The following is a 13581-nucleotide window of genomic DNA, read 5'->3' as shown; positions in this document are numbered from 1 at the left end:
CCACGAAGCTTTCCTCGGTCTCGCCGTCTGCCTGATCACCCACCGACACGTACAGCGGCTTTGTTAGGGCCAGTAAGTCCGATCCGGCCCACCCGCACGGGTGCCACCCCCGCGGTCGCGCGCTGGGACACCGGAGCCGTCCTCGCCGTCCTCGGCCGCCTGGCCGGCCCCGGTCTCCTGGACCGCATCCTCGCCCAGCTCCCATCCGGATACGCGCTCCTGTTCGGCCGCGCCGAACTCACCCAGGCCGCCTGACCGTTCCGGGTGGGAACAAGCGAGGACAGCAGCCGTGGCTGAGGACGTGGCTTACGGCGGAAGGGCTCCGGCGACGTCGCCGGAGCCCAGTGCGGGCGCCAACAGCCGTGTGAAGTCATGGGGAAAACCTGCCGCCAGCTGCCATGGCCTGCGGGTCAGGCGTCCGCCGTGCGGCGCGGTTCGACACCGGCCCGGTGTTCTTCGTTGATGCGCCGGGCCTCTTCGAGCTGGTCTTCGAGGATGACAATGCGGCAGGCAGCCTCGACCGGAGTGCCCTGGTCGACGAGTTCGCGGGCGCGAGCGGCGATCTTCAACTGGTAGCGGGAGTAGCGCCGGTGGCCGCCCTCCGAGCGCAGGGGCGTGATCAGGCGGGCTTCACCGATCGCCCTCAGGAATGCGGGTGTGGTGCCGAGCATTTCGGCGGCCCGACCCATGGTGTAGGCGGGGTAGTCGTCGTCATCGAGACGACTCAGAGAGTTTTCTGCGGTCATTCGCACCTCTGTCGTGGGAACGCATCGGGGGGCCCTGGTGCCGTACGGCCCCGGGGCCCCGAGGGATTTGAACACCATCTGTCGGCCTACTGCGGTGCCGACCTTCTGTTTCCGCCCGCTCTCCCGGGAGAGGGGGATGCGTGCGGGGATCGCGTATGCGTGACCGTGGGACCACCTTCCGTTCCGGGGCCTGCGGTACCCGGGCCGACTACGTCCCTGCCCGGGCGATCCTGATGGCGTCAGCCTCCTTCTCCTCTTCCTGATCCATCTCGTTGCACCTGCGTACTGCCGGCGGCCCCTATGAGCCGCCCAGCCCGGCAGTCAGCGAGAGGACCCCGAGACTGCTCCGGCCCCGCCGCTCTACTGCCGTGCCAATACCTGCTGGTGCGCGGCAGTTTCGTGTCTGCCGCGCCTTCCTGACTTCCTGGCTACGGGCAAGACATTAACCCCCGCGATCCTGAATGTCTACTCTTGCCATGACAGATTTTCTGCACGCATCAATGGCGGTGTTCTGTCGTCCAGGCATGTCGAAAAGCTGTACCAGGATGCGTGGGAGCGGGGAGCAGGGGGCATACCGCCTGGCACTGCAAAGCAGGACAACCGATACACCAGGACACGAGTGGCGGCCGTAGCTTGCTCCGAGGCCGGCCTGAGACGGCGGGGCCTGCATAGAGGCGAACCACATCGTGCCACGAGGGCCGAAACGGCACAGGTCACGTCTGATCGCCGAGCATCGCGGCCTCGGCCTGGATGTGCGTGCACCCCGCCGTGCAGGTGGGGCTTCCTGTTCCTGGTGAGCTGGCAGTGGGGCTCGGCACGGGCAGCGGTGAGACCCGACGCGACCGCCCGCTCTGTCCACGGGGCCGCAGTGATGGCGCGTGGAAGGTCGATGCTGCAGGTGAGGCTGAGGGCGCCCCGCCGCTGCAAACGTCGAGCAGATCGTCGTCGAGGGGGATCGTCTTGAGGGCCACTGCCGCCACCCGCGTACCGCCACTGCTCGTCGAACCACTCCACGAGCGCAACGCGCTCACGCGCCTGCGTCGGCTTCGGACGCCACACGATCCAGATCGTCCCGGCCCCGGTAGCGGCATCGACATCGGCCGACACCACGGTCAGCACGCGACGCGGGATCCATCACGGCTGCGGCGCGCGTCTCACCAGCACCCTCCGCACCACGCCTCGCAGAAGAATCTCCAACCGGGGTCCCGTCGACACAGCACCTCCCCATGCCCGCACGCGCCCGCGATACCCCGCACGGAAGGGCATCAAGCGCCAAGCCTCTGAGCTAAGACGTTGTCTCACGTGGTAGTTGGGGGTGCGGCATCATGAGCGGCCGTGGTCGCCGATCTGTCGCAGCGGCTGGTTCCTGACGAACTCTGGTTACTGGTGGCGCCGTTGTTGCCACCGTTCACGCCTCGCCCACAAGGTGGTGGGACGGCTCCGTGCGACGAGCGAGCCGTGTTCACGGCGGTGGTGTACGTGCTGACCAGCGGGTGCGCCTGGCGGTACCTGCCGCCGACGTTCGGCACCTCGCCCGCCACCGCGCATCGCCGGTTCACGGCGTGGACCGAGGCCGGGCTGTGGCGCCGACTGCACCGGGCGGTCCTGGACGAACTCGGAGCCAGGGCCGGGCTGGACTGGGCCTCGGCGATCATCGACGCGGCATCCGTCCGCGCGAAAAGGGGGGGTCACTGACCGGGCCAAACCCGGTCGATCGCGGCAAGAAGGGCAGCAAGCTGCACGTCCTGTCTGAGGCTCAGGGCATCCCACTGGCCGTCGCGGTGTCCGGCACGAACGTACACGACAGCCGGGCCTTCAAGCCGCTGCTCCTGGGCATCCCCGCCGTACGCTCCCGGCGCGGGCCGCGACGACGGCGCCCGGTCAAGGTCCGCGCGGACAAAGCGTACTTCTCCAAGGAGCACCTCGGCTGGCTCCGCTCACGAGGACTCATCCCACGCATCGCGCGCCCAGGGATCGAGTCGGGCGAGCGGCTGGGCCGGCACCGCTGGAAGATCGAGCGGTCGATCGCCTGGCTCTTCGGCTACCGCCGGCTCACCATCCGATACGAGCGCATGGGCAGCCACTTCCTCGCATTACTCGGCCTCGCCGCCGCACTGACCTGCTACAAAAAGCTCGCGAAACTGCGATCGGGCAGCCATTGACCACTGCAGCCACCAGCTGCCCGACCATGACGCTCAGATCATGAGGGCGCTGTTCGGGACCGATGTCCGTGGGTCAGGGCTTGGCCACCGGCGTCTGCAGTTCGGTCACCCACTCGTCGCGGTTCGGCGGACACTCCAGGTTGATCTCCCGCGGATACCCGGTCGACTGGTAGCCGTTGCCGTCGATCCAGCGGGCCAGGGCCTGGCCCGTGGGCAGCACCGTGTCCATCGAGCCGTGGTGCACGATCGTCGCCGCCTGGTCGACGGGCGGCAGGTCGAGCACCTGGAAGGCACCGTCCTGGAGGGGGGCCGCGACCTCAACCGCGGCATGGACGCTGATCCGGCCGCCTCCCTCCGGAGCGTCCTCGTAGTAAGCGACCCCGGGGCCCACAGGCGTGACGCCCGCCACCTCCAGGCTCCGGAACAACTCCTCGTAGAGCGGCCCGATGACCGGGCCGATGTCCTCGGGTTCAAAGCTCGCGGCGGTTGCGGTCAGTTCCGCCACCCGGATCGCCGGAAGGCTCTTGATGACGATGTCGTTCGTGGGCATGTGCCCCTCGCTCTCGATCGACCGGAGCCTCGCCTCGACCTGGACGAGCCGCGCGGCGGCCGCCGCCATGCCGGCCTCCAGCTCGGCCCGCCGCAGCCGCAGCATGGCGCGCAGTTCCTCAGTGCTGACCTCCTCGTCCAGGATCTGCCGGACCTGCTGGAGGGTGAGGCCGAGATCCTTGAGCGCGATGACGCGGTTGAGGCGGGTGAGCTGGACGGCCGCGTAGGAGCGGTAGCCGGTGGCGGGATCGATGTAGGCCGGGCGCAGCAGTCCGGTTGCGTCGTAGTGGCGCAACATCCGGACCGAAACGCGGCCGTGTCGGGCGAAGTCTCCGATGGTGAACATGATGTCTCCGAGTTCAACGCCTGACACGGTGTGAGGGTCAACAAGCACCTCGCCCGGCACGCAGCATCCACGCCGACGGTAACTCAGGCACCGGTCATGTGATGTGCCCGTCAGGAAGAGTCACCACATGAGACATCCTCTGAATCCGGCACAGCGCTGAAGGAGTTGCTATGCATCTGAACGACGCCGTCGCAGTCTGCCGCCGCTACACCGGGGAGACCTCGGCAGGTGCACGGGCCCGTATCCGCGACCTGCCCTCGGGCAGCCCCCTGATTCCCTCCGCCGGCGGCGACCAGGCGTTCTTGGAGAGTGAGCTGCTCCGCGCCCTGCTGGAGCATCCCACGACCTACACCACGCGACCGCTTCGTATTGAGCGGGTCGTTCCCTATGCCGTTCGCCCGGTCATCCGCTTCGCCGAAGACGCGGATGCCGACGGCCTGACCGACCTCATCTCCTGGGGCCTGTTCCCGACGGGCGGTGAACACGACCTAAAAGGCGTCAAGGGGCCTCGGATCCTCGACGCCAAGCACGGCCGAATCGATGTCGGACCGCTCGGCACGAGTGCCTCGGTGCGCTTGGAGGGTATCCCGGAGCGCTCTTGGCGTGAGGCGGAGTCGGTGCGTGCCCGGATGGCGGCGAAGTGGAAGGAGACCGCGCCCTCCCGCCATCCGGTGCTCACCCCGGCCGAGTTGGCCTTCATCGATGCGCACGGATGGTTCGCAGACGGATGGCGCAGGGCGGCATCGCTCGGTAGCGCACTCCTGCGGCGTATTCACATCTTCCGCTCGGGTACGACCTGGCTGGACTTGGCGGCATTCACCAAGCACACAACGACGTTCGGATTCCGCCTCACCTTCGCCGAATCCCATGGGATCCCGCACGACGCGTTCATCGAGCAGCTGACGCACCCACTGCGGTATCGCGTTGGAAGAGGACATGCGCACCTGCGGCTGCCCATACGGAGGCGGCGGATGCCGGATCTGGTTCGACGCTTGCGGACCGGCGTCCGGGCGGCTGGACCTTCAATTCCTGACGGCAAAGGGCTGCGAGGTCGCCGGGTACAACGCTGCCCTGGCTGTCTCCGGTAGCCCGGCACCCGAGATCCTGCGCTACACCGGCCGACCGCCGGGGGCCAGTTGGGAGTGCCACGCCTCGTGCGGACGCCATCACGGGAAACATCAGTTCTGCAGACAGTTGACGCGTGTTGCCGCTCGGCTGAAGACGCTACCAGGAGGACGGACCTGCGGCTGACGACTGCCGTCCAGGACACACTTCCATTCGTCGACTCGACCGGGATCCCTACCGCCTCAGAGTGGTGCCAGCGATGGAACGGCCTACGGCACTCCTTTCGCCACGGCAGTGAGGGCGGGTTCGATGCCCGGCGGTGCGCGGTCGAGATGCTGCCAGAGAAGGCGGCGAACGCCGTGATCGTGCTGGAAATCCTGACCAAGATGATCCTGTCCGCCCTCGCCGAGAAGATCGCCGAGGGCGGACAGGATGCTTTGCCGGCCGAACACGCCAACCTCGACGATCTGCTGATCGTTCAGCGGCTGCTCGGACACGCCAGCTCCACGATGCGGTCTCTGCGCTACATCCGGCGGACGAACCTGCTGGTTGCGAGGGCGATTGCGGAGTGAAACGACCAGAACAAGACCTACGCCGACAACGCGAGCCGTCTGGCAGAACGGCAGGCGGTCTGATGCCCAGACGAGGAGAACGCAGGTCCCGGTAGGCGGCGAAGCCGCGTGAGCGGGGCAGGCAGGTGTCCCGGATCGGGACGCGTGAGCTGATCTACATCAATCCCAAGGGCACAGCCATGCGGCGCGTGATCCGCCCGGAGAACTATCGGTGCTCGCAGTTGGTCGTCCAGCTGGCGCACGCCACCGGGCTACGGCCTTGACGAACAGCCAGACCCAAACGCGCGTGACCAGGCTGCCCGCCGAGTTCACCGACGGCTGCCCGGCGGCCCGGGGGCTGGAGGCGGCCGAAGCACGGCTGGACGGAGCGGTCATCGACCTGACGGAGTGATCTTCACCTTCGAGAAGGACGTGCAGGACGGCTACCCCGCCGACTCGCCACGGCCTCACTTGGCGAGTCCTTTCGGTGATCCGTCAACCGTTAACTCAGACGGGAAGTTCGGTGATGCTGAGGGCGAAGTCCAAGTTACCCACCCCGTGGTTGGCGAGGCCCACCGTAACCACGCCCGCTCCTTCCAGCCAGTGCGCCATTTTCAGGCCGCCGACGTCCAGCGGGCGCAGCCCGAGGGTCTCGATGAACGCCTCCACACTTGCCTTGGCCTGCGCACTATCGCCAGCGATGAAGACGTCGGGCCGACCCTTCTCCAGGACATGGCGGAAGATGGTGTTGAACGCCTTCACCACGCTGGCGCTTGCCGGGGCGGCCTTGGCGACTTCCTGCGCGATCGAGGTCTCCTCGCGGTGGGCTAGCCCGTCGAACGTGGAGTTGAAGGGATTGCTGATGTCGACGATGCCCTTGCCCGCGAGAGCGTCTCCGTACTGGGCGACGACCGGCACGACGCCGTCGTACAGCAGGGCCACGATGACGATGTCCCCGGCCGGGGCGGTGCCCCATTCTCCCGTCGTGGCGCCCCCGCCGAGAGCCTTGGCCAGGTCTCGCGCCTTGGACTGATCGCGGCCCATGACCTCGACGGTGTTGCCGCCCGCTATCGCCCGCGCGCCGATGGTGCGGGCCATGTTCCCGGTGCCGATGATGCTGATGTTGCTCATGAGATGTCCTGCCCTGGTTGTGGTTGTTCGGTTCAGATGGCGGTGGTGCCGCCGTCGGCGACGAGTTCCATGCCGTTGACGTAGCTGGAGTCGTCGGAGGCGAGGAAGAGGGCGGCGGTGGCGATTTCGTCGGGGTGGCCCATCTGGCCGCGAGGGATGAGGGACTCGAACTGGCGCTTGGTGGCCTCGTCGAAGAGTTCTTCCTGCTTGGCGGTGGCGACCTGGCCGGGGGTCAGGACGTTGACGCGGATGCGGCGGTCCTTGAGCTCGTTGAGCCAGACGCGGGCCCAGGCCTGCTGGACGGCCTTGCTGCCGGCGTAGACGCTCCAGCCGGGGAAGGCGCCGAGGGAGGCGTTGGAGCCGGTCATGAGGATGGAACCGCCGTCGTTGAAGAGCGGGAGGGCCTTCTGGACGGTGAACAGGGTGCCGCGGGCGTTGAGGTAGAACGCGGCGTCGAAGTGGGCCTCGGTGATCTCGCCGAGCGGGGCGGGCTCGCCCCCTCCGGCGCTGGCCCACAGCACGTCGAGGCTTCCCTTCTCCCGCTTGACGGTGTCGTACAGGCGGTCCAGGTCATCCAGGTCGGCGGCGTCGCCTTGGACGCCGGTGACGTTGCGGCCGATCTGCTTCACGGCCTCGTCCAGGGCGTCCTGGCGGCGGCCGGTGATGAAGACGTGCGCTCCCTCGTCGACGAACAGCTTCGCGCCGGCCAGCGCCATGCCGGTGGTGCCGCCGGTGATGACCGCGACCTTGCCGTCAAGCTTTCCCATAGTCGTTCCCTTGAGTCGGTGGTGCCGTGTGTACCTGGGGCGACGGAGTTATGTACACCGCCCTGTGTGCTTACGGTACGGGGCGGGCGGGCGGGACGCAAACTATGTACACCGGTCGTTACCTAGCTGCGGTACGATGGAGCCATGACGGAGTTGGAGAAGGGCCCCACGGGCCGCCGCCGCGGCCGGGGCGCCCGCGAGCGCATCATCAGCGCGTCCCAGCAACTGTTCCGCGAGCAGGGCATCAACCGCACCGGCATGGACCAGCTTTGCGCGGCGGCCCAGGTGTCCAAGCGCACGGCCTACCAGCACTTCGCCGGCAAGGACGAACTCGTCGCCGAGTACCTGCGCCGGTTCGACCCCTCCGTTCTGTCCGGCGTGTTCGACCGCACCGACCTCACGCCCCGCGAACGGCTCCTCGCCGCCTTCGACATCCCCCCCACCACCCCCCTGTGCCCCTACATCGCCGCCGCCGTCGAACTTCACGACCCCCAGCACCCCGCATCCCAGTACGCGCGCGACTACAAGGAAGCCGTCGCCGCGCGGCTCGCCGACACCGCCCGCGAAGCCGGCGCCGCCGACCCTGAACAGCTCGGCGAGCAGCTCGCGCTGCTCATCGACGGCGCCGCGGCCCGCACCCGGGTCCTCAACGCCGACACCTTCCCCACCGCCGCCGCCATCGCCGCCGTCCTCATCGACAACGCCCTCCCCGCCACAGCCAGCGATGACCGACGACGGGAGGAAGTGTCGAGTTAACGTGGCGCATCGCGGCCGGGCTGGATGCGCTACCGGTCACGCGGCTGCACCGGCTGGCACGCGATACCAGCCGCCGGGCACCTGGCATTGCAGGCTTTTACGGAACTGGCCACCCCGCCCGCCTGTTGAAGGCCGCAGCAGAAGCCGCCGGGGAGAATGGCGACCCTCGAAGGTCGCAGGAGTTCGAGGCCGTCGTCTCGGCCCAGGGCGCTGACGCGCCGCCGGTTCGAACAGACGGCTGATCACATACGTCCGTACGCGGTGGCGCATGAAGAACTCGTACGCAGCTGGCAGAGGTTCTGAAGATGCGGGTGGCCGAAGAACGGAACCGTCTCAGAGGTCAGCCGCAACAGCACCGCTCCGTCAGGCCATTTCACTCTTCAGCGCATGATGAACGGGGTCAGTCGAAGTGCTCAAGCGTGCCTTGTGGCGGCATCGCCTCCAAGCTGCCACATCTCATAGTTCCCACATTCTGCCGTGATCTCGGCCGTCGACTGAGCCGCAGTGACGAAGTCATCCACTACCAGCGAGGTGTGCGATGCCGCCACCGCGAGGCACACCTGGTCGGGCGCCAGTTCCGGGATGGGCACATAGACGACGTCTGGATGCGAGTAGAACACGGACGCCGAACGGGCCAGGAAGGAGATGCCCCGTCCGGCCGCGACATGCTCGAGCGTCTCGTCCACCCCGCGCACCGGGTACCCGGCATTAGGGTGCGGGCGCTTGGTGGGCTGCGTGCCAGGGTCACCGTCCCAGACCAGCGGTTCGCCGGCCAGGTCGGCCTCGGTGACCTCCTCCTTGGCGGCCAACCGGTGTCCGGCGGGCAGTACCGCTACCCGCGGCTCGATGTACAGCGGGGTGACGCGCAGGCCGGCCTCGTCGATGGGCAGCCGCACATAGCCGACGTCGATGCGGCCGTCGAGCAGCATCGCAGCCTGGTCGTCCCCTTCGATCCGCTGCACGTCCACGACCACGTCCGGGTGCCGGTCCTCGAACGCCCGCGCCGCCGGGATGACCGGGATGCCGGCCCGGAAACCGACCATCAGCCGCCGGTTGCCGCGGGCGGCCGCGGACACCCGGCGGCGGACCGCGTGGGTTGAGGCGAGCAGCGGACCGGCGTCGGCCAGCAGTTGCCGTCCCGCGTCTGTCAGCTCTACTCCGTGGCGATCCCTGGTGAACAGCGAGGCGCCGAGATCCTGCTCAAGCGCGCGGATCTGCCGGCTGAGCACCGGCTGCGCGATATGGAGCTCATCGGCGGCGCGGCCGAAATGCAGCCGGTCGGCCACGGTGACGAAGTAACGCAGTTTGCGCAGATCCAGATCCATGGCACCTCCCGGCCCGGTGATGCCTTCAAGGTATCACCACAGCTTCAAGAGGTCTTGGACACCCACTCAGACCCGATGGCAGCCTGAAAACAGACGCTTAAGGGCGCCGAAGTGAATTCGACCCAAGAATTCGACAGTTGACAGCAGGGTCCAAGCCCGGAAAGCAGGAACACCGATGAGCAGCATCAGCATTATCGGACTGGGAAACATGGCCCGTGCTTTGGCCGGCCGGGCGCTCGCCGGCGGCAACGCCGTCGAGATCATCGGCCGCGACCCGGCCAAGGCCAAGGAGCTGGCCGCCACGCTCGGCGGCGCCACGGTCGGGACGGCCGGGGCCGCCCCGGCCGGGGACATCGTTATCCTCGCCGCGCCGTACGCCGGCGCGGCGGCGGTGGTGAAGGAGTACGGGGACGCACTGCGCGGCAAGGTCGTCATCGACATCACCAACCCCGTAGCCCCCGACCTGCAGGGCTTCGTCGTCCCCGACGGCAGTTCCGGCGCCCAGGAGATCGCCAAGGCGGCTCCCGACGACGCGCATGTCGTCAAGGCGTTCAACACTGTGTTCTCCCACGTTCTGGCGGCCGGCCCGGCCGAGGGCCACCCTCTGGACGTGTTCATCGCCGGCGACGACGCGCAGGCGAAGGCACGCGTGTCGGCGTTCGTCGAGAGCTTGGGGCTGCGCCCCTGGGACACCGGGGAGCTGTCCATGGCGCGGGCACTGGAGAACGTCGGCCTGCTGGAGTTGGGCCTCATGAACCACTCCGTCAAGCACACCAATTTCTCCCTCGGCATCACCCTTCTCGGCTGAGCGCACCCCTACCACTACCTCTCGTGCCGCATTACGCCAGTTCACTTACGGCACGAAAAGACCCTGCACCTACCCTCACAAGGAAAGTTAGATGCGCGTTTTCGTCGCTGGGGGGACCGGCCATTCCGGTTCGTACATCATCCCCGAGCTCATCGCCGCCGGGCACGAGGTCACCGGCCTGGCCCGGTCGGACGCTTCCGCGGCCGCCCTGTCCGCGCTCGGCGCGAAGGTGCGTCGCGGCGACCTCCAGGATCTCGACGGGCTCAAGGAGGCAGCCGCGGACTCCGACGGCGTCATCCACGTCGCCCACAGGCAGGATCTGCTTCCCTCCGGCGGGCTCGACGCCGTGGCCGCCGCGGAGCTCCCGATCATGCTCGCGTACGGCGAGGCACTCGCGGGAACCGGAAAGCCTCTGGTCACGGCGGGAAGCATCGGCTCGCCCGGGAACCTGGAGCGGCCGGCCACCGAGGAGGACCCGGCCCTCCCCGCCGGCGATGAGCACAAGGGCACCCTGCGGGTCCGCAACATAGTGGAAAGGGCCGTTGTGGACCTCGCCGAGCAGGGGGTGCGCTCTTCGGTCGTGCGGATCGCCAACATCGCGCACAGCACGACCGATCTTGCCGGCTTCCTCCCCACGCTGATCGCGCTCGCGAAGGAAAAGGGGTTCGTCGGCTACCACGGCGACGGCGCGAACCTGTGGAACGCCGTGCACATCCGCGATGCCGCCACCTTGTTCCGCCTGGCGCTGGAGAAGGGGTCGGCCGGCAAATACTGGCACGCGGTCGAGGACGGGGGCATCCCGTTCCGCGGCATCGCCGAGGCCATCGCCAGCCGCCTGGGCCTGCCCGCCGTGAGCGTTCCCAACGATGCCCTGATGACGCCGGGGTACTTCGGGTTCCTCACGAATATCGTCACGCAGAGCTACCCGGCGTCCAACCTCATCACCCGCCGGACCCTCGGCTGGGAACCCGCCCGGCCCCGCCTGCTCGCCGATCTGGACAACGGCCATTACTTCCCCGCCGGCTGACGGCAGGAACCCGGATCGTAACGAGCCCGGCAACCGGCAACTTCGGCTCTTCTGAAGGACGTTGAGATTATGACGACTGTGGGATTCATCGGAAGCGGAAGCATCGGCAGGACCCTCGCGCGACTCGCTGTCGGGGCCGGGCACCAGGTGGTGCTCAGCAACTCGCGCGGTCCCGAAACGCTCGTGGACACGGCCGCGGAACTGGGGCCGCGGGCGTCCGCGGCGACGAGCGAAGAGGCCGCAGCGGCTGGTGACATTGTCGTGGTCACGGTGCCGGTCAGCGCCTTCCCCCACGTGCCCGCCGCGCCACTGGCCGGGAAGACGGTCATCGACACCTGCAACTACGGCCCCGAGCGTGACGGGCACATCCCCGAGCTAGACAGCAAGTCCCTCACCTCGAGCGAGTTGCTTCTGCGGTACGTCCCGGACGCCCTGCTCGTAAAGGCGTTCAACAACATCTTCTTCAAGCACCTGCTGTCACTCGCACGCCCGACTGGGGCGGCTGACCGCTCCTACCTGCCGATCGCCGGTGACTCCGCACCGGCGAAGGCGGCGGTGACCGAATTCATCTACTCCATCGGCTACAGCGTGGTGGACGCGGGAACGCTGGCCGACAGCTGGCGGCAGGCGACGGGCACGCCGGTGTGGGGAACACCGTACGGGCCGTACTCGAACGAGAAGGGCCAGCCGGTCGGCGAGGACGCCATCCGCGCGGCACTGGCCACCGCAACACGGTAACCGTCAATTATCGCGGACCGTGATGTGGTCCGGCCGTGCCATGCCCCCGCCCGGTGGATACCGGGCGGGGGCATATTTCGCACGCAAAGGCGTCGAATCCAGCGACGGGTTGCCCCTGCGTCTCGTCGCACAGCCCCTATAAGCGGGGTCCTGGCTGTGGCTATCTGACCAGGTAGAAGTCTTTCCGGGCCGCGTCGCGTTGCCGGTACCGGGCCAACCGGGCGGTCAGAATCGTGAGGACACCACAAAAATCGGCAGGCCCCTGACTTGTTGAATCGGGCCCAGACGCGCGGTCTGCAGCCGTAGCGTCCAGGGTGTCGGTCGGCACGGGCCCGCAGTGCCCCTTGCCGCCCACGGGCTGGCTCTCCGATAGCGTGCCGCCGCCGGCCGACACCCACGCGCTGTGGCTCGACAGAGGCATGAACGTGTGCGACCGCTACTTCAAGTCAGGGTGCCCACCGCATACTTCGCCGCTTCGAGCACAGACCGGGATGCGCGTGATCACGATCGGGATCGACCCCCACAAGTCCTCTCACACCGCCGTCGCCGTGGACGGCGCAGGCCACAAGACCGGCCAGCGGCGCTTCGTCGTCAACGCCGGCACTTTCACGCAGCTGATGCACTGGTGCGAGCCGTGGCCCGAGCGCCGCTTCGCCATCGAAGGCGCCGGCGGCCTGGGCCGCGCGCTCGCCCAGCAACTGGCCGCCGGGGGCGAGGACGTGGTGGACGTCCCCTCCACCCTGTCCGCGCGTGCACGCCTGCCGGCCACCGGAGGGGACCGCAAGACCGACCCCGCCGACGCCCTGCACGTCGCCCAGGTCGCGCTCTTCCGCCAGGACCTGCGCAAGGTCACTCCCGAGGACCAGTCCACCATCCTCCGATTGCTCACAGAGCGTCATGACGACCCGGTCAACGAGCGGACCCGCACCACCAACCGCCTCCACGCCGTCCTGCGCGACCTGCTGCCCGGCGGAGCCCCCACCGGCCTCTCGGCGGACAAGGCCGCCACGCTCATGAAGGGCATCCGCCCGATCACGGCCACCGACAACTGCCGCCGTGACATCGCCCATGATCTGCTGGCCCACCCGCGTCGGCTGGACCGGCAGGCCAAGGCGAACGAGGCCCAGATACGCGACACCCTGGCCGCGTCACAGACCACGCTGACGTCGCTGCCGGGCCTGGGCACCGTGCTCGCCGCAAGGATCCTCGGCCACATCGGCGACATCGATCGCTTCCCGACTGAACACCATTTCGCCAGCTATGTTGGCGCGGCACCGCTGGACGCCTCCAGCGGGAAGAACATCCGGCACCGGCTCAACACCGGCGAAACCGTGCCCTGAACTCCGCGCTTCACATCATCGCCGTCTGCCAGATCCGCAATCCCGGTCGCGGCCAGGACTACTACCTGCGCAAGATCGCGGAAGGCAAGACGCCCGCAGAGGCCCGAAGAGCCCTGAAACGACGCCTCTCCAACGTGGTCTACCGAATCATGAAACGAGACCGTCGCAGCCATCTCGCACCCGCAGCTTGACACACAGAGGCGCTATCGGGACACGCTCCGCCGGCCCGGTACCAGCAACGCACCATCCCCGGCCAACGGTCGACACAGC

General features: G+C 68.1%; 13 protein-coding genes and 1 pseudogene. 9 read left to right on the top strand and 5 right to left on the bottom strand.

Features of this window, described 5'->3' with window-relative positions:
- Positions 1 to 93: 93 nt before the first annotated feature.
- Positions 94 to 255 (top strand): annotated as a pseudogene (locus KVT44_RS53170) (DUF2267 domain-containing protein); the annotation flags it as partial.
- Between the two features lie 155 nt (positions 256 to 410).
- Here the strand turns inward: KVT44_RS53170 and KVT44_RS53165 are convergent.
- On the bottom strand, positions 411 to 746 hold the full coding sequence (locus tag KVT44_RS53165; protein WP_067385931.1) for a MerR family transcriptional regulator: 336 nt from the start codon (positions 744 to 746) through the stop codon (positions 411 to 413).
- A gap of 1335 nt (positions 747 to 2081) precedes the next feature.
- Here KVT44_RS53165 and KVT44_RS53160 point away from each other — a divergent pair.
- Positions 2082 to 2908 (top strand): IS5 family transposase gene (locus tag KVT44_RS53160; RefSeq protein WP_217576113.1). Its coding sequence is split into 2 segments (ribosomal slippage): positions 2082 to 2429 and positions 2432 to 2908, totalling 825 coding nucleotides; the frame shifts between segments, so codons are not numbered across the junction.
- 73 nt (positions 2909 to 2981) lie between these two features.
- On the opposite strand, the gene KVT44_RS53155 is transcribed toward KVT44_RS53160, so the two are convergent.
- Complete coding sequence (locus KVT44_RS53155) at positions 2982 to 3803, bottom strand: MerR family transcriptional regulator (protein ID WP_217576111.1); 822 nt, start codon at positions 3801 to 3803, stop codon at positions 2982 to 2984.
- 170 nt (positions 3804 to 3973) lie between these two features.
- Between KVT44_RS53155 and KVT44_RS53150 the strand changes: the two genes are divergently transcribed.
- The gene (locus tag KVT44_RS53150) at positions 3974 to 4891 is read left to right on the top strand and encodes a hypothetical protein (RefSeq protein WP_217576109.1); all 918 of its coding nucleotides are present in this window, start codon (positions 3974 to 3976) and stop codon (positions 4889 to 4891) included.
- A gap of 309 nt (positions 4892 to 5200) precedes the next feature.
- A complete protein-coding gene (locus KVT44_RS53145; protein WP_217576107.1) occupies positions 5201 to 5440 on the top strand; it encodes a hypothetical protein in 240 nt (79 codons plus the stop codon).
- A gap of 486 nt (positions 5441 to 5926) precedes the next feature.
- Here the strand turns inward: KVT44_RS53145 and KVT44_RS53140 are convergent, their stop codons facing one another.
- Both KVT44_RS53140 and KVT44_RS53135 read right to left on the bottom strand, forming a co-directional pair.
- Positions 5927 to 6550: an NADPH-dependent F420 reductase gene (locus KVT44_RS53140; RefSeq protein WP_217576105.1), complete on the bottom strand. Its 624-nt coding sequence runs from the start codon at positions 6548 to 6550 to the stop codon at positions 5927 to 5929.
- A 32-nt stretch (positions 6551 to 6582) separates the two neighbouring features.
- Complete coding sequence (locus tag KVT44_RS53135) at positions 6583 to 7317, bottom strand: SDR family NAD(P)-dependent oxidoreductase (protein ID WP_217576103.1); 735 nt, start codon at positions 7315 to 7317, stop codon at positions 6583 to 6585.
- Positions 7318 to 7461: 144 nt separating this feature from the next.
- Between KVT44_RS53135 and KVT44_RS53130 the strand changes: the two genes are divergently transcribed.
- Positions 7462 to 8073 (top strand): TetR/AcrR family transcriptional regulator, encoded by a 612-nt coding sequence (locus tag KVT44_RS53130; RefSeq protein WP_217576101.1) that lies wholly within the window; start codon positions 7462 to 7464, stop codon positions 8071 to 8073.
- Positions 8074 to 8486: 413 nt separating this feature from the next.
- Here the strand turns inward: KVT44_RS53130 and KVT44_RS53125 are convergent, their stop codons facing one another.
- A complete protein-coding gene (locus KVT44_RS53125) occupies positions 8487 to 9398 on the bottom strand; it encodes a LysR family transcriptional regulator (RefSeq protein WP_217576099.1) in 912 nt (303 codons plus the stop codon).
- 175 nt (positions 9399 to 9573) lie between these two features.
- Between KVT44_RS53125 and KVT44_RS53120 the strand changes: the two genes are divergently transcribed.
- The 4 genes from KVT44_RS53120 to KVT44_RS53105 all read left to right on the top strand — a co-directional run bounded on the left by KVT44_RS53120 (position 9574) and on the right by KVT44_RS53105 (position 13311).
- Positions 9574 to 10206 (top strand): NADPH-dependent F420 reductase, encoded by a 633-nt coding sequence (locus tag KVT44_RS53120; RefSeq protein ID WP_217576097.1) that lies wholly within the window; start codon positions 9574 to 9576, stop codon positions 10204 to 10206.
- Positions 10207 to 10297: 91 nt separating this feature from the next.
- Positions 10298 to 11233, top strand: coding sequence for an SDR family oxidoreductase (locus tag KVT44_RS53115; protein WP_217576095.1), 936 nt, complete (start codon positions 10298 to 10300; stop codon positions 11231 to 11233).
- 78 nt (positions 11234 to 11311) lie between these two features.
- On the top strand, positions 11312 to 11971 hold the full coding sequence (locus tag KVT44_RS53110; RefSeq protein WP_217576119.1) for an NADPH-dependent F420 reductase: 660 nt from the start codon (positions 11312 to 11314) through the stop codon (positions 11969 to 11971).
- 497 nt (positions 11972 to 12468) lie between these two features.
- Positions 12469 to 13311 (top strand): IS110 family transposase, encoded by an 843-nt coding sequence (locus KVT44_RS53105; RefSeq protein WP_217576093.1) that lies wholly within the window; start codon positions 12469 to 12471, stop codon positions 13309 to 13311.
- The last annotated feature ends 270 nt before the right edge of the window (positions 13312 to 13581 follow it).

The organism is Streptomyces sp. GbtcB7, from assembly GCF_019091445.1.
Taxonomy (GTDB): Bacteria; Actinomycetota; Actinomycetes; order Streptomycetales; family Streptomycetaceae; genus Streptomyces; species Streptomyces mirabilis.
This window is presented reverse-complemented; position numbering and strand designations above follow the sequence as displayed.

Coding starts and splice junctions, on each gene's coding strand:
- KVT44_RS53165 (WP_067385931.1), bottom strand. CDS start 746: ATGACCGCAGAAAACTCTCTGAGTCGTCTCGATGACGACGACTACCCC.
- KVT44_RS53115 (WP_217576095.1), top strand. CDS start 10,298: ATGCGCGTTTTCGTCGCTGGGGGGACCGGCCATTCCGGTTCGTACATC.
- KVT44_RS53130 (WP_217576101.1), top strand. CDS start 7,462: ATGACGGAGTTGGAGAAGGGCCCCACGGGCCGCCGCCGCGGCCGGGGC.
- KVT44_RS53140 (WP_217576105.1), bottom strand. CDS start 6,550: ATGAGCAACATCAGCATCATCGGCACCGGGAACATGGCCCGCACCATC.
- KVT44_RS53125 (WP_217576099.1), bottom strand. CDS start 9,398: ATGGATCTGGATCTGCGCAAACTGCGTTACTTCGTCACCGTGGCCGAC.
- KVT44_RS53150 (WP_217576109.1), top strand. CDS start 3,974: ATGCATCTGAACGACGCCGTCGCAGTCTGCCGCCGCTACACCGGGGAG.
- KVT44_RS53120 (WP_217576097.1), top strand. CDS start 9,574: ATGAGCAGCATCAGCATTATCGGACTGGGAAACATGGCCCGTGCTTTG.
- KVT44_RS53145 (WP_217576107.1), top strand. CDS start 5,201: ATGCTGCCAGAGAAGGCGGCGAACGCCGTGATCGTGCTGGAAATCCTG.
- KVT44_RS53135 (WP_217576103.1), bottom strand. CDS start 7,317: ATGGGAAAGCTTGACGGCAAGGTCGCGGTCATCACCGGCGGCACCACC.
- KVT44_RS53155 (WP_217576111.1), bottom strand. CDS start 3,803: ATGTTCACCATCGGAGACTTCGCCCGACACGGCCGCGTTTCGGTCCGG.